The organism is Ferruginibacter lapsinanis, from assembly GCF_020783315.1.
Classification (GTDB): domain Bacteria; phylum Bacteroidota; class Bacteroidia; order Chitinophagales; family Chitinophagaceae; genus Ferruginibacter; species Ferruginibacter lapsinanis.
The window spans coordinates 2,455,223-2,477,868 of record NZ_CP086063.1 but is presented as its reverse complement, the minus strand read 5'-3'; the positions used below and the strand labels follow the sequence as shown (position 1 = coordinate 2,477,868).

Genomic DNA, 22,646 nt, shown 5'->3' with positions numbered 1-22,646 from the left:
TAATTAATTAAAATGTAAGGTCTATTCCGAATGAAAATGTTCTGACAGTTGGATATTTATTTACTCTATCAACACCCCTGTTGGTTGTACCAGCATTTTTTACCGAAACGTTTCCTTTTATAGATTCAGCATCAAATGAAGGGAACTGGCTACCGATCTCAGGATCTTCTCCTCTGTATTTTGTAAAACGAAGAACATTATACCCCATCAAATAAAATTTCGCATTTTTGATTTTTAGTTTTTCTAAAAATCTACCGCTTACATTGTATCCAAGCTGAATACTTTTCAATTTTATATACGCACCATTTTCAACAAAGAAGCTACTTGGATTGGTATAATTACCATTAGCGTTGGGAAGCAGATCCAATCCTTCACTGGTAAAAACATTAGGCAGATCTGTAACACCGTTTCCATTAAAATTAGATGTTTCAAAAACTTTAGAAGTAACGTTACCTCCATCAATATTTGTAACCTGGTAAGGGAACACTCCATTGTACAGGTCAACTCCGGCAACACCATTCCAAAGCATGTTTAAATCCCATTTCTTCCAGTTAAGGTTTATATTAACCCCATAGCTGAATTTAGGGTATGCATTACCGATAATTGTTTTATCTAATGCATCGATCTTACCATCTGGAACTCCATCAGGTCCGGTTATATCTCTATAGATCAGATCTCCTGCTTTAGGAGTTGCACCTGATACAGTTGGCCCTGCAGCCGCTTCTGCATCTGTTTGATAAATACCATCACATTTATATCCGTAGAATTGTCCAAAAGAATAACCTACTGCAGAATAAGTTAACGCTTGCCCTCTCCAAATACTACCATCAGCACCTGCACCAGGATAATTATTATTTCCATCTAACAACGCATTGTTGTTATTACCTGGTAGTGAAATAATTTTATTCTTATTGAAAGAACCAGCTACGCTAACAGAATATTTAAAATCTTTGATCTGACTTCTGTAACCAATACCGATATCAACACCTCTGTTTCTCACAGAACCTATATTGGTAATTACAGTACCTGCTGTAAGATTATCTGAGTTAGATGCAGGTATACCCGAGCTTAATGGAACAGGCACACCATAAAGTAAATCTTTGGTAGTTTTATCATACCAGTCTACACTGAAATACAATCTGCCATTTAACAGATCACCATCCAACCCGATGTTTACTTCATGTGTACTTTCCCATTTGATATTATCATTTTGGAAAGACTCTTGTGTATATGAAGCTTCTGTTGGAGAACCATTATTAAAATTCTGAGCTCCTATTCTTAAGTAAGTTGTTGTAAACAAATAGGCAGGAATTGAACTATTACCTAAAGTACCATAACTGGCTCTCAATTTCAGCAAGCCGAATTTTGGAAACATATTCCTGAAAAATGGTTCTTCATTTATTTTCCATCCGGCAGACACCGCAGGAAAAATACCATATTGATTACCCGGACCAAACACTGTAAAGTTTCCATCTCTTCTTACAGTAAATGTTGCATACATTTTTTTAGCAAAATCATAATTCAATCTTCCGAATACAGATTTTACTAATCCATTAGGATCCCATCCACCTGCAATTTGCTGAGAAGAATTTGAAGTTAATATATAGCCATAAGATTGTCCTGCTACATTCGTAACATCTGTTCTTAAGTTTTCAGATTGATTGGCATATTGTTCATACCCTGCTAATAAGTTCAATGTATGCACACCCCATGTATGATCGTATGCCAAAATAGAAGCCAATAAACTTTGTTGATATTTACCTACATTTCTATACAAGTGATTTCCACTTGATGACCCGGCACCAACAGAGAAAGTTTCCTGAAAAATATTATTTTGCCAGTTCTGAGAAGTAAAACCTACTGTAGTTTTAAAAGTCATGTATTTAATAGGCAACTTAATTTCTACATACGCATTTCCTGAGAAATTATCTTCCGGAAATTCAAAGTTTGCCGTTTTGATCTGAGCAATCACGTTAGTTCCTGTATACCCATAAGGAAAAGTTCCCCATGGATTGTATGGATCATCCGAAGTAGCGGCACCAACAGGAATGGTTCTGAATGGAGTATTAACCAGGCTGGTTTTTACCGGCATTGTCATCTTTTTCCAAACATTGATTTGCTCTCCGATCTTTATACTTTTCGATATCTTAACATCTGTATTTACTCTTGCTCCCGACATAGTTGACGTATTATCAAGAAACACACCTTTTTGAATATTATGTACACCTGATAAATAATAATTTACAGATGGAGTTGACCCGGAAATAGACAAATTATAATTTTGTTCGTATCCGTTCTGATACAATGCATCTACCCAATCATAATCAGGAAATGCTTCGATCTGTGCAGCATGAGATGGGTTAACATAATCTGAAGCTCCCGTTAGTTTTTTATATCTTACAAAATCTTCTTTATTCAATAATTTGATTAATCTCGGTACGGTAATTCCGTAACGGGAATTGAAACTAATTGTAGGCGTTGCACCACGGCCTTGTTTAGTTGTTATCAATATTACCCCTCCTGCTGCTGCCGCACCATAAATAGCCGCAGCACTTGCATCTTTTAATACTTCATAACTTGCTATATCCTGAGGATTGACATTGTTTCCGGAAGAACGAACCCCGTCAATGATATATAAAGGATCTGGTTGATTTAATGATGACACTCCTCGTATTGTAATTTGCGATTTGGCCCCGGGCTCTCCTGAAGCTTTTATTACTTCTACACCTGCTACCCTTCCTTGTAATGCATCAGCAACATTTTGTGTAGGCAGATTCTTTACGTCTTCCCCTTTAACTGAAGAGATTGCTCCGGTTACATCTTTTCTCTTTTGGGTTGTATAACCAATTACTACCACAGAATCTAAGGCACCACCAAAAAGTTGCAGTTCTACTTCAATAGAGCTTTTGCCTACAATTGAAACTTGTTTGGAAATGTGTCCCGTATACGAGATCTCTAATACTTTGGCTTCGTTAGGAACCGTAAACGAAAAATCTCCTTTTGAATCCGTTTTGGTTCCCGGAGCACTAATACCTTTAACCAAAATGGTTGCTCCGGTCAGTGCTACTCCTTTGTCGTTGGTAACTTTACCTGTGATCACTCTTTGAGCAAAAATGCTATTTAGGAGGAAAAGTGAAAGAAAGGTAAATAATACTCTAAGCAATCTTCTTTGTGAGATCATAGAAAGGTGTTTAATTTTTAAATTAATATCTCTAAAGTTTGGTAAATGACAGCATATCAAAACGGCTTCAACGTTTTTCTGGTGTAGTTAGGAGCAAGAGTTAACTAAGCAAATCGTCGTATATTTCAACAATATATCAGCTAAGCAATTCGTTCATTTTCAATATGCAAGTCAAAGGAAATATAATAATAACCTGTAGCCAAGTTATATAATCAAAATATCAATAATTATTGAGCAAAAAGGAATATTTGATTTTATATGAATTGATAATCAATAAGATACAATGCATTTTAAAATATTTATATATATAATCATATTTTAAAAATAACACTACCTCTAGTAGTCAGAAATGGTTAATTTGATTCAATTTGCATTATTTTATCTACAAATTCATCGTTTTGTACTATTGATTTATTCTTGATCTTAGTTTTATAGGTGTTGATCGTGTTAACGGAGTACTCTAATATCTGAGATATTTTACCCATATCGTTGATACCCATTCTTATCAGGGCAAAAATCCTCAAATCTGTATTCAGTATTTCACCATCTTTTAGCTGAATTCTGTCTTCCGGCTTAAACAGCATGTTGAATTCCTCTACAAAGTGCGGAAATAGTTTTAAAAATGCCTTATCAAAATTTTTCAGCAGATCTTCTTTTTCTTTGCGGAGATTAATTTGATTAACCAGGAATTTTATCTCATCTAATTTCCTATCCATTACTTTTTGTTCGATAGAGCGTTTAAAACGTTCGATCCGATTAAAGAATTCTGAATTGGCATTAAAAAAGTAACCTATGTATTCTTCTTTGATCTTATTGGCCTCAGATAATTTATGATTGGCATCAGACAATTTATCATTACTTTCAGCCAATGCCTCATTTATTTCCTGTTCCTTCACATGCATTTCAGAAAGTTTTTTATTTGTCTCAGCCAGTTGCTGATTTATTTCATGCTCTTTTTGATGAGCCTCAGAAATGATCTTTTGGGCAAGTTTTAATTTGGCTACTTGTTTATAAACAGTATAGGCAAGGAAAATAACAGCGATCAAAAGAATTGTCATCACAACAGAATAACCAATGAGCACTTTTTTCTGAGATTCCACCTGGTTTATTTTTTCTGCCTCTATCAGTGGCAATATCGCAATCAATTGAACTTTACGCTGGCGAGCTCCATAAAATGAGGCATCATTAATGGCATATTCAATAAATTGTGACGCTTTTTTAATATCCCCCTTCTTATATAACAACTGGGCCAGATTATACATGGCGGAGGTTTCCTTTGTGGAAGATTTAATATCTGCGATAGCAGCATTGATCAACAAAGAAATAGCAGAATCTATACTTCCGCTTTGAATATAAATATCACTGAGTGTAGAAGCAGTTAGTGCAAACTCATGTTCACTTAACCCACTACTAGCTACCAACTTGGTAAAATTATCTTTTGCTTCCGCCATATTACCCAACCTGATGTCTTTCAATCCTTTGTAATACAGATATGAAAAAGAAGTTTTAGGATACAGCGCTAAAGCTGAATCCAGGTAATTGCCTCCTATCTTATTGTAAGTAAGTGTATAATAATTGTCTTTGGCATAATCGGCAAGATCATAATAATATCTTGCCCGTAAAGCGTAGTACTCTGTCTTAATACTATCATCCAAGCCATTTATATTGATGACTCTCAGAGAATCTGCTGTTTCTTTAAATAAACCAGATGACAACAATGTAAAACTCAATGTGATACTTGAATAGGCAATTTTTTTAGGATCATTTAGTTTGTAAGCAATTCTTTGGCAGCGACAGGCATACTCATAAGCTGAATCGTATTTGTAAACTTTATAATAGTTATATAGTTGATGGCTTAACTCATATTCGCTTAACAGATCATCTTTTGCCAAGGAACGTATTTTTGCCTGTAGGTCATTGATCGATTTTGTTATTACTTTATCGTACTTGGCAGCATTCTCGATGGTATTATCTAATTCGGTAAAACTATAGTTAGCAGTTGATTGAGAAAAGCAAACGACAGAAAAAAAAAGGAAAATAGATCCGATTAGAATAGGTTTAAGCATACAACGTTTTCTTTTATATTACTCCCTACATGATTCAAGAAAAGCATTATGAGCTGCTTAAGACCTTCAGGATAATAGTTTAACATCCCTAAGATAATAAATTAAAATCATTTAAATTAAATAAATAAATATATAATTATTAAAACATTGATTATCATTTAAATAACAGTAATTATATATTTATTTTTAATAATATAAAATTGTGTTTTCTATACACATTTTTGTATACATTAATTAAGCATTAAATGAAAAAAGCCACTACCTTTTGAGTAGCGGCCTTAATCATTGCTTGGAGTTTTAGTGTATTAATTTCCGGCAGAACCTCTTGTATATAAATCCGATATTTCGGTTCCACTTAAAGCTTTGTTGAATAATCTTACATCATCAACTACCCCTGTTAAATTTGAATTTTGCCAGCTTGCAGGAGCAGGACCAGTTGTAAACGGAGGGTTGGTATTTAATGCGCCAAAACTAACCTGGCTGATAGATACTCCCGGATTTGAAGCCGTTGTTACCAATTCAAATTTTTCAAGAGCAGGGATAACACTTACATCAACTGCTTTCTCACCAATTTTGGTCCCATTACCATAATAAGAGATTTTTCTAGTTGCATCATCGTAAGTCATTGTAATAAATGCCCAAGTTGCACTAGCAAATGAGAATGAACTACCTTCAAGATGTGCTCCGAAACCTGTTGAATGTGTACCAGTTCCATTTACATGTGTAAGTGCTCCATCAAAATCAAAAACATCACCATTCTTGCGGAAAGCTAAACCAACAAGACCGAAGATATCTCCGATATTTCCATTTACCTGCCATAATGGTGAGTAATTAGTTGTGTTACTTGGCAATTGAACCCACATGCTTAATGTAAATCCATTTTGCAAAGCTGTGGCATTATTTATTTTAGCGATGGTTGGATAAATCAATTGAGCTCCGGTAAACTGTAGCGCCTTCCCTATTTTCCCGGTTACATAGGCCTGCGTGCCTGTCGATGAAAAAGGAAGAACACCTGAAGTATCTTCAATTTTAGAGTCATCAAACCTCCAATGTGCTATTAGGTTAGATTTTGCAACTTCATTTGAAGTAAGTACTCCGCCTGTAACAGTAAATACAGACGCACTGGTGGCCGTTCCATCAGTTGTCGTGGCTGTAATATTTCCTGTAGTTGCCCCGCTTGGCACTGTACAGGTTATTGATGTTGCTGTATTAACAGATACACTTGCTGTTGTATTATTAAACTTTACAGTTGCACTAGTTAAATTGGTACCGGTAATTGTTACCGAAGTGCCTACCGGTCCACTTGAAGGTGTAAATGAAGTAATGGTAGGTAAAAGCGCTGTTCCACCTGTACACATATTATACCAGCCAGAACCTCTGTATAACTCAATACAATTGGTGGTAGTATTAAATATTACCATACCCGCCACCGGACTTTGAATAGCATCACGTGCAGCGGTGTTCATTCTCGGCGGAAGAAAAGCCTTACTGGTAGACGTTAAATCCAATACGCTGGAGGCATTGGGCGTATTAGTTCCAATACCTACTTGCGCAAATACTGATACAACGAATAAACTGAAAAATAACGTGGTAAAAATGATTTTTTTCATGATGGCAATTTTAGTTTTTGGCAAAAGCTTTATTGATTATTAAACAAATAAAATATGAGATCAACAATCGTGGGTATTATTAAAGGTGTGTAATCTTTACATATAGTCATGCAGTAAGACCTATCTTCACTTGCCTGTTTTGAATCCTGCGAAAAACTATTACCTGAAATAAATTAATGACAATCGTTATTACTATCGTACGTACCCTTAACAAATTTATAGAAACAGAGTAGCTAAAGGAACGTCTACATATATAGACTTAGTAAATATTTTAAAAAAATTGATTTATTTTTTTATAACAAAATGATTATCAATTACCTAAAAACAAATTAACAATATTTATATATAACAAAAAGCTCAAAATTTCAATAAAATGTCGCTTATAAAATACCTGATAGAAATCTTTTGCTATCGAACAAAATATTTTTTGTCAATATTTGCCTTTTTAAAAGCCTGGTGTTTAAAACAACACCGCCTTTTCTGAACTATAATTTTATTAAATTTTTTTTGGGGTATTTAAAAATGCTTACCGCCCAGTACAACAGAAATTTACTAATAAAAATAAATTAGCAGTAAACATCAAGTGTCGGTAAGAATTTTGATGAGAATGCATTAATTTTACAGCGTAAATTTTTAAAAAGATTTATAAAATGATCTCCGAACCAATCAGCAAAAACTTTAGGAGGTTCATATCTGATCACACACTTACCACTATTGCTTCTATTTAACGTTATTGTATCGTTCTGCTTTGAAATATAAAGCAATAACATCTATATGGGGAACCATATTAATTTCACTCATGATTAAATTGCAAAATGAAAAAATTCATCCTTACCACATGCTTACTTAGTTCTTTAATTTTATCTGCTATTGCGCAAATAGGTATTGGAACTAATACGCCCAATGCCTCCAGTATATTAGATCTTACATCAAACGACAAAGCTTTTCTTCCTCCGAGAATGAACACTACTGCCCGAAATGCTATTCAAAATCCGGTGGCGGGTATGGTAATTTATAATACAGATTCAACATGTATTGAATTATATAAGAACTCAGCTTGGTTTAATTTATGTTCAGTAGTTCCTCCGCTTTTTAGTGGTAATGTTATTCCCCTGTCTCCTGTTTCTGTCGCAAAAACATCTACCAAAAAGGTATTTGCACATGTAATGCCTTGGTTTGAAACTCCAACGTCTAACACTTTAAACCCCGGCTCATGGGGACAGCATTGGACAATGAATGCCGCTGTATCCCCGCCAACCACAATAGCATCACATTATTATCCCTTAACAGGTCCATATGCATCAAATGATACAACTATAATTGATTACCAATTATTATTAATGAAACTTAGTGGTATTGATGGGATTTTAATTGATTGGTATGGTTCAAGTTCCAAATTCGATTTCCCTATGTTAGAACGGAATACGAGTACGATCGTATCAAGACTCGCCAAAGCCGGACTTTCTTTTGCATTAGTATATGAAGACTTTACAGTAAGCAGCGCCACTAATCAAATTACACAAGCACAAAGCGATATGGCTTATGCCCAAACAAACTATTTTTCGAAATCCAATTATGAAAAAATAAATGGCTCGCCATTGTTGCTGGTATTTGGTCCAAGAACTATAACTGGCAGTACAAATTGGAATAGTGTTTTCACTTCACTTTCTCCTAAACCAACTTTCCTTACCTATATGTTTAATACGGGAGGAGGAACTGCAAGTAACGGACAATTTGCATGGGTAGAAAGCAGTAATACAACAAGACTAAACCAATTTTATGCAACTAGTCCGGGAATGAAAATGACGGCTGCTTACCCCGGCTTTAACAGTTATTATGCATTAGGCGGAACAGGCTGGTCTAATGTAGGAAATCCTACATGGGTCATAGCTGCAAACGGAACATCAAATTTTCAAACTACACTTAACCTTGCAATACAACAAGCTGATCAATACATCCAATTGCCTACCTGGAATGACTATGGAGAAGGCACGATGATTGAACCCACTACCACAGCTGATGGAGGATTTGGCTATTCTCTTTTAACTACATTACAACAAACATTAGGAGTAACAAGTTTAGCGCAAGCCGATCTTGAAGCTGTTTATACATTATATCAACTACGTAAAAGCTATGCAGGTAATGCTACAGCTTTGGCCAAATTAAATCAGGTATATTATTACATAGTATCATTACAAATGACCAAAGCAAAAGCTTTGTTGGCAACATTGCAATAATTTGTATTGATGAAAATAATTTACAAAGAACAAAAAAGGGGTTTTATATATATGAAACCCCTTTTTTGTTCTTTGTGACCGAGTTAGGGTCGTTACTATTTTTAATACCTGAGTTAAAATCAATTAATTATATCTCTTCAAATTTCCTTCGATGTAAAACTAGTGTTATAAACACTGTATTGGTCAATTCAAAACACCTACTTCATATTATAATAGTGAAATTAATATAATACTTCTATTTGTAAATCGTCAGCTAAAACTGGACTAAAAATAAGTTAATTTTAGAGAGTATTTCCATTGTTCATCATTAAAATAGAATAACATGGAAAAGAAACAAAAACAGTCCACAGAAAACTTCATTAAAGACATCCGTCGCAGGACTAGGCGATTGTTCACCTCCGAACAAAAGATCCTTATAGTTATGGAAGCACTACGAGGTGAAAGCTCTACCGCAGAGATATGTCGTAAACATGGGATTAACCAGGCATTGTTTTACAAATGGAATAAAGAGTTCATGGAAGCAGGTAAGAAACGCCTTAATGGTGATACTACTCGTGAAGCTACTAGTGACGAAGTAACTGAACTACGTAAAGAGAATCAAAGGTTAAAAGAAATGGTAGCTGATCTGATGCTCCGCTATGACATTGTAAAAAAAAGCTTAACCATCTTGGAGTAAGCGAAAAATATCAACGTCGTATGAGATTATCAGTAGCAGAAAAGGAGGAAATCATTCAATTGGTTGAACGTTCAGAACTGGGAGTAAACAGAACTTTGGTACAGTTGGGGATCAACAAGAGTACGTTTTACAATTGGTACAAAGCTTATTTGGATAAGGGTGCTAATGGCCTTGAATCAAAACGTGCTACCCGGCAACGCTGGAATACGATACCACAGTCTGAAAAGAATCTTGTAGTGGAGATTGCGCTGGAATATGCCGAGTTATCACCCAGAGAATTATCCTGTAAACTCAGTGATGTAAAAGGAATATTCATATCAGAATCCAGCGTGTACCGGATTTTGAAGGCCAAAGGGTTAATCACCAGCCCTTCACATATTTTGTTAGCAGCAGGAAATGAATTTAGTCAAAAGACCTGCTTTGTTCATGAAATGTGGCAAACAGATTTTACTTACTTCAAGATATTGGGATGGGGATGGTATTATCTGAGTACAGTACTGGATGATTACAGCCGTTTTATTGTTCATTGGGAACTCTGTAAGACAATGAAAACAGAGGATGTACAACGAACAGTTAATAGAGCCCTGGAGGCTTCAGAGTTGCCAAATGAGTTCAGGCCAAAGTTATTATCGGACAATGGAGCTTGCTATATCGCATCAGAACTCAAAATCTTTTTACAAAACAAGAAAATGAAACTTTTACATGGCAGGCCCAATCATCCGCAAACACAAGGGAAAATTGAACGTTATCATCGGTCAATGAAAAACGTTGTTAAGTTGGATAATTACTACTGCCCTGAAGAACTGGAAGCATCATTAACGGCTTTTGTACACTACTATAATCATGAACGCTATCATGAGTCTCTTGGGAATGTCACACCGGCAGATGTTTATTACGGAAGGCAAGAAGAGATTTTTAAATACAGGCAAAGAATAAAAATGCTAACGCTTCAAAGAAGAAGGCAAAATTATTTAAGACAAAAAATAGCATCTTAATTTTAATCTGTACACTATAAAACTAAAAATAAAAAGTATCTTTAAATCACGAAACACTCTCTAAGAGAAAGTTCACTTTGATTTGACGACATACATCTGTACACTATAAAACTAAAAATAAAAAGTATCTTTAAATCACGAAACACTCTCTAAGAGAAAGTTCACTTTGATTTGACGACATACAGTTAAAACTTCATACTTGATATGATACTCCCTATTTACACTATCAGTTTTTTGTGCTTTACCAACCAAAACAACTGCTAAACATATAATAAATAAAAATGAGCTTTTCATAAATTTTAATTTATTATTAATAATTATCAAAATAATCTTTGTTTAATTTATATATTTCATTTTTTGTGGCAGGGGATAAATTAAGGCAATGTTTATTTTTATCATGATAAAACAGAGGATTTAGCAATAATGCTAATTCAAACAAAATAGATTCAAGAATATCATCTCCGCTAAACATGCCATCCCCCCCTAAAAAACCATCGGTAGAAAAATAACAAACTTCCAAATAACCTTTTGAAATTAAAGCAATGTCAATATCATTTTTCTTGAATATTCTAAATAAGTTAATTCCAGTTGAAGCATAATTATAATATTTTTCAAATGATTGAATAATATAACCGTTAATATTCTCTTCAATAATTTTATTGTTGTCATCTTTCCATTCAAAGCTACCTGAATCATAAACGACTGTAAATCCCCTATCTTTTATTATTTGTATTAGCCTGAGAGTTTTATTGTAAGTCTCAATATCACTAAAAACAGACAAAGAATGCATATAAATATCCAAAGGAGGATATTTATCTATTTCATTGTTTACATAAAAATCAAATTGCCCTTCTGAGCTAAACTTAATAGACAAATTTAATTGATCAATAATATACAAATTGCTATTAATTTCATCCCACCCATTTCTAACCAAGTATTCTCTTATTGTTGGTATGACATTTTTATTATTCATATAAAAACAATGATCAAATTTTATATTTCTTAATTCTTATTACGCTTTTTTATTTGAGGAGGTCTATTATTATCATTAAATGGATGATTAAATTTTCCAATTATTTTATCAACTTCACTATTTTGCATTCCAAGTAACGAATAATCAATTTTTTCATTAAAATCAGCTCCAACAAGAATTCCTCGAACATTCTTTCCATCAAAAACTAAATGCTTTTTCACCCAGCCCATGTATCTTAATAATTGCCCTACAGTTTCATCGCTTGTTTGCCCTCTTTTTAACTCACAAATCACATACTCATTTGTAATAACATCAAAACATAAAATATCAATTGGACCAATATGAGTGCTATATTGTCGACCATAGGTTGGCTTAGTAAGTACTTCTAGGTCTTTATGTATTTCTTTAATATTGTTTACATAGTATTCTTCTATTTCTTTCTCATAAATCTTGTCTTGAATTGAATCTTTTAAGGATTGATTGTTTTTAAACTCATCATTAATAAATTCTAGTGAAACCCCATTTGCCAAATACAAATCTAAAATATCATCTATTGAAAGCCCTTGTTTAGAACCCAAATGAGCTATCCAGTCTAACTTTTTTTCAAATTCTATAAATCTTGCTCCAGTAGAAAAAAGATTCAGCTCATTCATAGCTTTATCATAATCAGCCAAAATATATTTCCCTTGATATAACCCTTCTCCTTTTTCAATCAACCCTCCATACCCATAACAATCTATCTCTTTGGACGCTGAATCCAATAACCTATTAAAATTTGTCCGAGGTCTTCTCCTAAACTTCTTTTTATCAATAAAATTAAGCTCATCAATAAATTTTTGTTGTTCTTCCGGGGATAGTTCTCGCCATTGCTTAATAAATTCTATCTGATCTGCTATTATCCTTTCATTATGGCTCTTAATTTTTGTAATAAACAATGCATACTCAATTTTAGAAAACCAACGATCAGGAAGTTTTCCTAGTACTTCTAAGAGTAAATAATAAGGTCTAATTTTGTAATCTCTATATTTCTCCTTAATAGTAGGATTCCAAAGTTGAAATTTTTTCACTTGATGCGAGAACAAAGCACTGCATTTTTCCGAATTCCCTCTATTCTCAATTAATTCATAACCCATTTCTGTTATAAACGCGGTTTTATTTTCATATTCACCATAAAACCCAAATTTCCCTAACCAGCTTTTAAAATTTCGATAGTAAACCGATAATTCATCTGTTAGATATTTCTTAGTATATTTATTAATGAAATATTCATAATTTTTCCCTTCTAAAAACTCTCTCTGGATAGTAGAAAATTCTTGAAATTTTTCAAAATTGGTAGCTTCTAAATGTGATTGATCTAATAAGTTCTCCAATAAAAAATTCAAACAAATAAATAATACAGAATATTCGTCTATCAATATTTTTTTTTCTTCAGGAAAGAGTTTATTTTCTTCTTTGGGCTTAAACAAAAAATACCCTTTGTACATTTCTGAATCCTTCTCCGCATTAATTACATTTGCAATAATCGCTAAACCCTTTGCAAATTTCTGAATTGCACTGGGTTTATATTGTTTAACCTTACTCACATACCAATGCCCCTCATCAATTGTATACCATATTTTATAATCTTCTAAAGTCATTAAAACATATTTATTAGGTTACCTATATCAACCAGTCGATTTAACTCATATGCCTTACAGTCTCCTTCACCAAAATTTTGTGTTGGCTGTCGCTCCATAATTTCTCTTTGAACATAGCCATACAAAACACAATTTGTAATTGAAAATGGTAAAATTGTTCTATTTAGTGACTCAAAATTTAATTTTATTCCGATATAATAATCCTTTCTTAAATGAAATTGTGAAATAGGAATCATTATTCGTCTATGAAATGGTAGAGATGCAGTTTTAATGTCTATAGTTTCTCCATTAGGTAAAACAAAATCATAAGTATCGGCATTTTCAGCACCTTCAAAAATTTCAAACATATCTCCCTCTTCATAATCTATTCCATTAGAATGGAGGAAATGTAGAAAAACATATTCAGCTAATTTTCCTATGTAAGTTCTATGTACTTGCACAGTTCTATTTTGATTGAATCTGTTAAACTGATTCCCTCCTCCTATTATCGACTCTGCAAATTGGTAACACCTATCTTTCTCCTCTTGATTAATTTGAAGTATCATGTTAAAAAGTCTTTAATGAACATTTCAGCTATTTTTTTTGCAACTAATGGAGGAACTGCATTCCCTACTTGTTTTCCCTGTGATGTTCGAGATCCAATAAATTTAAAATCATCAGGAAAAGATTGAATTCTTGCAGCTTCCCTTACAGTTAAAGTTCTATTTAAAAAAGGGTGTATAACTCTACCAGTAGATGGTGTATCAAATCTAGTAGTAATTGTAGGTGATAATGAATCAGCTACCAATCTACCAAATGCACCAGAATGTACTGATTTTGTTTGCAAATCAGTTGGTAAATGATTAAAGTTCTCCCCTTGTTTAATTAACTTAATTCTTTCAATAACATCTTTACTATGAGGAGTACTCAGATGATTATAGACAAATTTTGAACCCTTACGAAGAAATTTTTGGTACTCATTTTTAGGCTTAGATAGATACCCCATTTTTTCTTCTCCTTGACCTGCCTCTATTTGTGGCAAATCACTTATAGATTCCCACACTGTTGTTGGATATTTAATCCCTTTATCAATTTCATCAAAAAACAATGTATGTTGAATATCCTTTTTCTTTGACATTTCTTCCTTTGATAAATATTCCTTTTTCAGGTTACCGATTCTTAGATATCTTAAATCATCAAATTTATTTTCTAAGCGAGTTCCTATTACAATTACCCTTCTTCTTATCTGCGGGACTCCATGTTCTTCAGCCTTAAAACTTTTAAAAGAAATTTGATACCCTATTTCATGAAAAAAATCTGTCATTGAGTCAACTACATTCTTTTCAGAGCTTTTAATAGCAACTTTTTCAGCAGTCATTCCAACAACATTCTCAATTAAAAAACATTTGGGTTGAAATGCCTTTACTGCTCTTACAAATTCAAGAAACAATAAATTTCTTTCATCTTGCTCTATTCTTTTACGGTTAGCCATTGAAAACCCCTGGCAAGGGGGACCACCAGCGATTACATCAACATCCCCCCTTTTAATTTTAAGATCTTTCATTACTTCGGCAAAATCAATCTTACGGATATCTTCAATAATCGTTTTTGTATCTGGGAAATTTGCCTTATAAGCTTCTCCTATTTCTTTATCATATTCATTTGCAAAAACAGTAGTAAATCCTGCCCAATGGAAACCCGTTGAAATACCTCCCACCCCACTAAAAAGGTCTATTAATTTATAATTTTTCATCTTGTCTATATAATTTTATTCAGTTAATAATTAATTACCCTGAATATTTTGCTAGTGGCTAATATAAGCAAAAATTCAAGTAATTGTAACACAATATTTAAAAAAGGAAATCCAAATAAACTTTATGGATAGCTTTAAGAAACGACCCATTTACAAAATATCATAACTAAATTGATTATTGTCTATTAAAAAACTAACTAATTACGTTAAAATATTTTTTCAAATGCCCTTATTTTTCTTGGATACAACATACAATATTTCGTAACTTTGCACTAGGTCAATGAGGTAAAGTGAAGGAGAGGCATTATGACATTCAGATACAGTTTTAAAACTTCCCACCAATTTTATCGTTTACTCCTCTAATTAAGAGAGTATGCTATTTTGGTAACTGTAATATTTGAGTTCTGAATTTTAATGAATGTGTTTCTGGATTACATCAACTCCAAAGGGAGTAAAGAAACATATTTTTTAAAATTTAAAGCTAAATTATTATGGCTATTAAAGCATGCTGTCCAGTAAACTTGGATATTGAAACAATTATTAAAGCAAATCCTTTTGAAAAAAGAAAAGGACTTAAGAAAGACTCTTTACTATACATTATTCATTGTATAATGACAAGAAGAGCATCTCTCGATGATGAGCATCTAAAGAAATTAGGTAAAAGCAATGGCTATGTCCCATTACATTCTAAAATTCTGGAAAAATTCATTCCCCAGTATCACAACCATATTGAATACCTGAAAAAAGTTGGTATCATAGAATGTGACGGGAAATTTATTCCTGAAAAAGTCAGTATGGGTTATAGACTCGCCGACCAATATAGAGGTCAAGATTTTAAGAAAGCCACACTAACCGATTTTACTTTATGTACGAAAATTAAAGCCAAGCATACTTTCAAAATAAATTTAGTCAAAAAAGAGTTACCACATTTAGTAAAATGGATAGATTCTCAAAAACTTCAAATTGATGAAGTAGAGGCTTATAAAGCTATTAATGAATATGAGCTAAATGAAATGGCATTGATAAATAGCTGTTCATTTAGTAGTTCAAAAAAGCTTGAAGAAATTAATCAGTTAAATGAAAGCTGTAAAAACTTCAAAATTCTTGTAAATAGGATCAATTGTAAAGATTACTATTGTCATATTGATGAAACAGGTAAAAGATTACATACTAATTTAACCAACATTCCTAAATGGCTTAGAAAATTTATAACTTATGATGATCAAGAGTTGGTATCTATTGATATCAAAAATAGTCAGCCATATATGTGTACAGCCTTGCTCAAAAAAGAGTTTTGGCAATCTGTGGATACAGCCCAAAAACCAACCTTGAAAAGGATTAGTGAGGAAATGTATATAGAAATAAGGAAAAACAAGAAAGAAATAAATAATATCATTAAGTTCCTAGATTCCTCTAAAACCCTTACCCAGAAGGACATTCAAAAAGAAGAATTTATCAAAAATGTGGTAAATGGTACTTTTTACGAATACTTAATACCAATTTTTGAAAAAGAGGGAGTTTTAACTTCTTGTAAGACAGAGAATGAAAAAAGAGATAAAGTAAAAAAGATTGTATTGCAACTTCTTTTTGATGATGATAATAAAAGCTATAATAGAAAAAGGGATTCCGCAACACAAATATTCAAAAGGAAATTCCCTGTAATTGCTAAGCTTTTTGAATTTATCAAAAAAGATAATTATAGAAACCTAGCTGTTGTACTTCAAAGAATAGAAAGTTATTTAATTCTTGAAAGAGTTTGTAAAAGAATAAGCAAAGAAAACCCTGATTTGCCATTATTTACTATTCATGATAGCATAGTAACCACTTTAGGTAATGAAAACTATGTCAAGTCAGTTATGGAAGATGAGTTAAGAAAATCTATTGGTGCTGCTCCTCAATTTTCAATTGAATATTGGCAAAAGGAACAAGATAAAAACAAAGTAGGGGCATTATAACCCCTACTCTTTTTTAATCAAAATACAGAACTTATAACCCTATCATTCATCTTGTCTATTATTTCATTACTATAATTATCTAGATAAATGCCAGTAATCTTATTCCCATACTCATGCCCTAAAGCTTCTGCAATCATATCTTTAGGATAACCTAGCTCTCTTGCTATATTAGCCCAACTATACCTTGCATAATAAGTACTTATATTCTTTCTTATTTTGCATTCAGTGGCTAGTTTTCTTAAATAATCATTGGTATTTTTAATTGCTTGTGAAATATCCTTTTTCAGTGTAATTGGATTGTTGAAATTCTTGACAAATGGAAGTAAAAACTCCTTACTACTTTCTGGAAACTCAGTAAAATAGTAATCAAAAATATCCTTTGATTTTGGTTGAATTTTAATACTATAAATCTTATGTGTTTTACTTCTTCTAAAGGTTATTCTGCCATCAATAAAATTTTCCTTTGTAAGAGTTAACAAATCAGAAAAGTTAATTCCTATTAAACAGTAGGACAAAGCAAATAGATTTCTATGATGCCAAATAGTACTCCTAACAGGTAAATCAAGAGCAAATATTTGGCTAATTTCAGTACTTGTTAATGCTCTACTGATAGTCTTCTCTGTTTTGATTTTAAAGCTCGTAAATGGGTAGTATTTTGCTTCTACAACACCTTCTTTAATAGCTTTGTTGAATAAGGCTCGAATGCTCCTAAAATAGTTACCAATGCTGTTGATTTTTATACCTTCTTTTAATAGAGCAGTATTGAAATTTTCAATAAATCTGTAATCTACTGACTCAAAAGTTAGCTTATCTGTCTTAGCGTAATCTTTTAGTTTATTAATACCACAAGAATAAGTTATTGCACTTCCTATCCTACCTGAAACCTTTAATTTTTCAATATGATCTTTGCCATACTGTATAATTGAAGGCTTTATATTGCCTCCCTGCTTTTGCCCCTTGTTCTTTAATCGTTTAATGATTTCATCGGGTGTAGTTAGGGTTTCTGCATCTTCACTTAAAAAGATAAGTTTCTGAACTTTTGCTTTAGTAGATGTCAATTTTGAATTTAAGGCTGTGTAGCTATCATTAGTTGATAGTACCATTTGCAAATTGGAATCCCAATCATTTTCAGAAATAGCAATGTTTAAACTCCGTTCTTTGTAGGCTCTGTTTTGAAATACCCTAAGTTTTAAGGGGTAAGTTTCATTTGTTTTCTTGTGTCTTTTGTCTAGAACAATTTTAAAGGTAAGTTCCATACTCTGTGTTTTGGAGTATGTAGGTTACTAGTAAAAAATTACAAGCAATTTACAAGCAGATTAGTGTTTTGCGTACCTAATAATAGCATAAGAGAAATAAAAAAGTCTCTAAATACTTCATTATGAGTATAAAGAGACTTCTTACTTTGTGACCGCGTTAGGATTCAAACCTAAAACCTTCTGATCCGTAGTCAGATGCTCTATTCAGTTGAGCTACGCAGCCAAATGGGGTGCAAATATAGAAATTTATTTTATTGTTCCCAAGTCTTTAAGCAATTTTGCAGTATCAAAATATATGAAACTCAACTTTTGGACCATTGGCAAAGCACATGAATCTTATGTAAAAGAAGGCGTAGAGCAGTTTACAAAGCGTATTAGCAACTATTATCCGGCCAATTGGACAATTATTCCTCCTCCCAAAAATGCTGCAGTGCTCAATAATGCAGAACTCAAGAAAAAAGAAGCAGAAATCATTCTGAATATGTTGCAAAAAGACGATTATCTGGTATTGCTGGATGAAAGAGGTAAACAGTTTAGCAGTGAGTTATTGGCAAGTTTTATCCAGAATAGGGCCAATGAAAGTGTAAAAAATGTCGTTTTTTTAATTGGAGGTGCATATGGTGTCAGTGATGAAATAATGAAAAGAGCTAATACAAAATGGAGCCTGTCACAACTTGTTTTTCCGCACCAATTAGTAAGATTGATATTGTCAGAGCAAATATATAGAGCATGTACCATTATCCGTAATGAAAAATACCATCACAGTTAATTTATTAATTTAGTTTTGATAAAATAAAAATATGAATTTCAGCAGCTTCCCTATTACATTATTTCTGATCGGTATTACTGTTATCATATCATTGATTGGCTTTGGCAACCAGAACCTCATCAATAAAACAATCATGTGGCCATATGGTGTGAGTAAGCAAAAAGAATATTACCGTTTCATTACTTCAGGCTTCATTCATGCAGACTGGATGCATTTATTCTTTAACATGTTTACCTTATATTTTTTTGGAAGAAACCTGGAGTTTTATTTCAGAGAATACGCTTTGGGAGGAAGCATTGCCTACCTGACATTGTATTTTTTAGGAATGATCGCCGCAGACCTACCTACCTACAATAAACAAAAGCAGAACGAAAATTATTTATGCCTTGGCGCATCAGGAGCTGTGTCAGCAGTAGTTTTTGCCACTATTATTTTCAGCCCATGGAGCAGTATTTATTTATACGGAGCCATCAGAGTATCTGCAGCTGCTTATGCTATTCTCTACATCTTCTATTGTGTGTATATGAGCAAGAGAGGTGGCGGCCATATTAATCATGATGCACATTTATGGGGGTCGATCTTTGGACTCATCTATACTCTGGCACTGATCGCTGTTTTGCAACCAGCATTATTTACCGCTATCATAGAAGAACTAAAACACCCAACCCTATTTGGCACGGGTTAATATTAACTGCAACGCCTGTTTCGTTTTATCGTTGATCTTAAATCTGTCATCAATACGCATATCCACAACCCAAATAATTTTTTTATCCATTTCAATTACCCAAACATTTTCTTTTTGTGTAAGAGATAATTTCTGATCAATTAAAAAGCGACTGACCTTCTTTTTTTTCTGCATTCCCAGGGGATAAAAATAATCTCCTTGTTTCCATCTTCGCAACAGCAAGGGAAATTTGATCTTATCTGCATCCAGCAAAGCCACATTGCTATCCGTTAGGAATTGAAAGGTTTCTGCAGATAATTCCCTGAATGTTATACTACCTGCTGAAAAATCAATTTGTTGATTCGAAGATTCAATCAAAATGGTAGCCGCGTCAATTGTTTTATTAGGAGAAATTATCAGCCAGTTCCGATTTTTAATGGCTCTGTGGGTTGCCGACTGAATGTATTTACCCGTGTCGCTTTTAAGCAATAAGATCACCTCGTCTGTTTGATGCGCCGTGAAACCAAAATCCTTTATTATCTCATACATTACTGTTGACAGTGGAGATACTTTTAACAGCTTTAAAACGGGGATATGAATTTCATTGCCTTTTTGCTCTATCAATTTTTTTATTTGCAGATCAACCGCTTGCTGATACAACATTTCTACTCCTATCATGCGGTCAATATTTTGTAAAATATTTTCTTCTGCCATCGGATATACTTTTTTTACTGCCGGTATCAGTTCATTTCTGAAATAATTTCTGGTGTAATCATTTTCAGCATTGGTATGATCCTCTACAAATTCAAGCCCGTTTTCTTGCGCAAAACGCCTTAACTCATTTTTCCTGATAGATAACATTGGTCTGATGATCTTGTTTTGTTTAGGCAAGATCCCTCTTAAGCCCTTGACACCTGTACCTCTGAAAAAATTCATCAGTACTGTTTCAATATTATCATCCGCATGGTGAGCAGTAAGTATCCAACGGGCAACTGGCAATTGGCAATTGGCAATGGAATGAGCGTTATTATTGCCTTGCCTTTGATCATTTATTAATTCATTGAACCACTCATATCTCAGCTCTCTTGCTATTTCTTCAATAGATTTCTTTTGCTGTTTAGCAATAGCAACTGTGTCAAAATGTTTCACAAAAAAATCAACCTGATATTTTTCAGCAAGTTTTTTTACAAAAGCTTCGTCTCTTTCGCTATCGGCTCCTCTTAAATTAAAATTACAATGCGCTATAACAAAACTGTATCCAGCCTGTTTACAAATCTCACATAGCACCACAGAATCTACACCTCCGCTAACGGCAAGTAATAACCTATCGTTTGGCTGAAATAAATTTTCAGCTGCAATATGATCCTTAATTTTTTTTACTACATTCATTTTTAAAATATATCCATGCACAAATTAGAGATTCCTTCCAGGATATTATTAGTCGTACACACTTTAGTAATACTGATGGGATACGTGACGTTTCTTCAAACAAACCACCAATTAATATCCCCTTTGATTCCTGCATCTGTAATACTAAAGATAGCTACCCCCTCTATTATTGCAAGTATTCCTCCCGGATTATTATTGCCTGTATCTTTATGTTTTTTCTTTTATCAAAAAAGAGCAATAAGCATTAGTATTTCCTCTGTTGCAATCATTTCTTACTTTGTACTACTTGAATATTATCTAACATAAATCAAAGATCCTCATCACCGATCTCTTCCAATGCACCCTGCAATTCGTTATACGCATGATTGTCTCCTGCCCTCTTTGCTTCAAACATGCCTCGTTCATAGATCAACATTGCTTTTTTAACATCGCCAACTCTTTCAAGCAGTTTACCTAAATGATAATAAGACCCTATATACGTAGGCTCACGTAACAAAATTTCATTAAACAAATTACGAGCATCCTCATCATTCCCAATTTTTATATACTCCAATGCCAGCGCATGTTGTAAAAAACTATCCTTATCATTTGCTGCCAGGTATTCTTTCAATTTGCTGATCCTATCCATGTATTTCTATTGTAAAAAAATTATCAATTATTATTTATCAATTATCAATTATTCTGTTATATTTGTATTAGTTGCATAAACAACTTATTTTTAGATTCAAAATGTTGCTATATGAAAATCTTAGTGTGTATCAGTAAAACTCCAGATACGACAGCAAAAATAGCCTTCACAGATAACAATACGAAATTTGCTGCCGATGGCGTACAATGGATCATCAACCCATACGATGAATGGTATGCCCTGGTAAGAGCTATTGAACTGAAAGAAGCTGACACTTCAGCTGTGATACATTTAATTACTGTTGCATCTGCTGATGCAGACCCGATCATCAGAAAAGCACTGGCATTAGGTGGTGATGAAGCTATTCGGGTAAATACTGATAGCCACGATAGCTATTATATTGCTTCGCAAATTGCTGCCATTGCAAAAGAAGGCAACTACGATCTCATTTTTACAGGAAAAGAAACAATTGATTACAATGGGGCCTCCATTGGTGGTATGGTGGCAGAATTACTCGATCTCCCCTATGTTTCTTTAGCTACCAAGTTTGATATTGACGGGGCAAATGCAATCATAGTAAGAGAGATCGAAGGTGGAGAAGAAACAGACAAAGTGCAACTACCCGTAGTAGTTAGTTGTCAAAAAGGCGTTGCAGAACAACGAATTCCCAATATGAAAGGAATAATGGGGGCAAGAACAAAACCCTTAAAAGTAGTAGAGCCGGTTGCCGCAGAAACGTTGACCTCTGTCGCATCTTTTGATCTGCCTCCTGCAAAAGCCGGCGTTAAACTGGTGAGTGCAGATAATCCTGAGGAACTGGTTAGATTGCTGCACGAAGAAGCAAAAGCATTTTAAATGATAATGAATAATTGATAGCT

General features: G+C 33.4%; 16 protein-coding genes and 1 tRNA gene. 6 read left to right on the top strand and 11 right to left on the bottom strand.

Annotated elements, in window-relative coordinates; genetic code table 11:
* Nucleotides 1-7 precede the first annotated feature (7 nt).
* The 3 genes from LK994_RS10600 to LK994_RS10590 form a co-directional block, all read right to left on the bottom strand.
* Nucleotides 8-3,181 carry a SusC/RagA family TonB-linked outer membrane protein gene (locus tag LK994_RS10600; RefSeq protein ID WP_229760051.1) on the bottom strand — a complete coding sequence of 1,058 codons (3,174 nt, stop codon included), beginning with the start codon at nt 3,179-3,181 and terminating at the stop codon, nt 8-10.
* 353 nt (nt 3,182-3,534) lie between these two features.
* On the bottom strand, nt 3,535-5,247 hold the full coding sequence (locus LK994_RS10595) for a DUF6377 domain-containing protein (RefSeq protein ID WP_229760050.1): 1,713 nt from the start codon (nt 5,245-5,247) through the stop codon (nt 3,535-3,537).
* A 305-nt stretch (nt 5,248-5,552) separates the two neighbouring features.
* Complete coding sequence (locus LK994_RS10590) at nt 5,553-6,857, bottom strand: IPT/TIG domain-containing protein (protein ID WP_229760049.1); 1,305 nt, start codon at nt 6,855-6,857, stop codon at nt 5,553-5,555.
* Nucleotides 6,858-7,672: 815 nt separating this feature from the next.
* Between LK994_RS10590 and LK994_RS10585 the strand changes: the two genes are divergently transcribed.
* Nucleotides 7,673-9,094: a glycoside hydrolase family 71/99-like protein gene (locus LK994_RS10585; RefSeq protein ID WP_229760048.1), complete on the top strand. Its 1,422-nt coding sequence runs from the start codon at nt 7,673-7,675 to the stop codon at nt 9,092-9,094.
* Nucleotides 9,095-9,416: 322 nt separating this feature from the next.
* Nucleotides 9,417-10,765, top strand: a protein-coding gene (locus LK994_RS10580; protein ID WP_229759599.1) for an IS3 family transposase whose coding sequence is annotated in 2 segments (ribosomal slippage) — nt 9,417-9,752 and nt 9,755-10,765 — 1,347 coding nt in all. Because the reading frame shifts where the segments join, the coding sequence is not laid out codon by codon here.
* Nucleotides 10,766-11,075: 310 nt separating this feature from the next.
* Here LK994_RS10580 and LK994_RS10575 read toward each other — a convergent pair.
* From LK994_RS10575 to LK994_RS10560, 4 genes are read right to left on the bottom strand one after another with little or no spacing between them, the layout of a single operon-like run.
* Nucleotides 11,076-11,738, bottom strand: coding sequence for a hypothetical protein (locus tag LK994_RS10575; RefSeq protein ID WP_229760047.1), 663 nt, complete (start codon nt 11,736-11,738; stop codon nt 11,076-11,078).
* Between the two features lie 29 nt (nt 11,739-11,767).
* Nucleotides 11,768-13,375, bottom strand: coding sequence for an endonuclease NucS domain-containing protein (locus tag LK994_RS10570; protein WP_229760046.1), 1,608 nt, complete (start codon nt 13,373-13,375; stop codon nt 11,768-11,770).
* On the bottom strand, nt 13,375-13,920 hold the full coding sequence (locus LK994_RS10565; RefSeq protein ID WP_229760045.1) for a hypothetical protein: 546 nt from the start codon (nt 13,918-13,920) through the stop codon (nt 13,375-13,377). The genes LK994_RS10570 and LK994_RS10565 overlap by 1 nt, the downstream gene beginning before the upstream one ends.
* Nucleotides 13,917-15,107 (bottom strand): DNA cytosine methyltransferase, encoded by a 1,191-nt coding sequence (locus tag LK994_RS10560; RefSeq protein ID WP_229760044.1) that lies wholly within the window; start codon nt 15,105-15,107, stop codon nt 13,917-13,919. The genes LK994_RS10565 and LK994_RS10560 overlap by 4 nt, the downstream gene beginning before the upstream one ends.
* Before the next feature lie 491 nt (nt 15,108-15,598).
* Between LK994_RS10560 and LK994_RS10555 the strand changes: the two genes are divergently transcribed.
* The gene (locus tag LK994_RS10555; protein WP_229760043.1) at nt 15,599-17,062 is read left to right on the top strand and encodes a hypothetical protein; all 1,464 of its coding nucleotides are present in this window, start codon (nt 15,599-15,601) and stop codon (nt 17,060-17,062) included.
* A 17-nt stretch (nt 17,063-17,079) separates the two neighbouring features.
* Here LK994_RS10555 and LK994_RS10550 read toward each other — a convergent pair whose 3' ends face one another.
* Nucleotides 17,080-18,318, bottom strand: a complete 1,239-nt coding sequence (locus tag LK994_RS10550; RefSeq protein ID WP_229760042.1) for a site-specific integrase — start codon at nt 18,316-18,318, stop codon at nt 17,080-17,082.
* Nucleotides 18,319-18,467: 149 nt separating this feature from the next.
* Nucleotides 18,468-18,541: transfer RNA gene (locus tag LK994_RS10545), tRNA-Arg, on the bottom strand.
* A 72-nt stretch (nt 18,542-18,613) separates the two neighbouring features.
* Here LK994_RS10545 and LK994_RS10540 point away from each other — a divergent pair.
* Together LK994_RS10540 and LK994_RS10535 are read left to right on the top strand one after the other, a co-directional pair.
* Nucleotides 18,614-19,087, top strand: coding sequence for a 23S rRNA (pseudouridine(1915)-N(3))-methyltransferase RlmH (locus LK994_RS10540; protein WP_229760041.1), 474 nt, complete (start codon nt 18,614-18,616; stop codon nt 19,085-19,087).
* Between the two features lie 31 nt (nt 19,088-19,118).
* Nucleotides 19,119-19,772, top strand: a complete 654-nt coding sequence (locus LK994_RS10535) for a rhomboid family intramembrane serine protease (protein ID WP_229760040.1) — start codon at nt 19,119-19,121, stop codon at nt 19,770-19,772.
* Here the strand turns inward: LK994_RS10535 and tilS are convergent.
* Nucleotides 19,755-21,140 carry a tRNA lysidine(34) synthetase TilS gene (tilS, locus tag LK994_RS10530; RefSeq protein ID WP_229760039.1) on the bottom strand — a complete coding sequence of 462 codons (1,386 nt, stop codon included), beginning with the start codon at nt 21,138-21,140 and terminating at the stop codon, nt 19,755-19,757. The two genes, LK994_RS10535 and tilS, sit on opposite strands and share 18 nt — an antisense overlap.
* A gap of 307 nt (nt 21,141-21,447) precedes the next feature.
* Nucleotides 21,448-21,768, bottom strand: a complete 321-nt coding sequence (locus LK994_RS10525; RefSeq protein ID WP_229760038.1) for a tetratricopeptide repeat protein — start codon at nt 21,766-21,768, stop codon at nt 21,448-21,450.
* 111 nt (nt 21,769-21,879) lie between these two features.
* Between LK994_RS10525 and LK994_RS10520 the strand changes: the two genes are divergently transcribed.
* Complete coding sequence (locus tag LK994_RS10520) at nt 21,880-22,623, top strand: electron transfer flavoprotein subunit beta/FixA family protein (RefSeq protein ID WP_229760037.1); 744 nt, start codon at nt 21,880-21,882, stop codon at nt 22,621-22,623.
* Nucleotides 22,624-22,646: the final 23 nt, after the last annotated feature.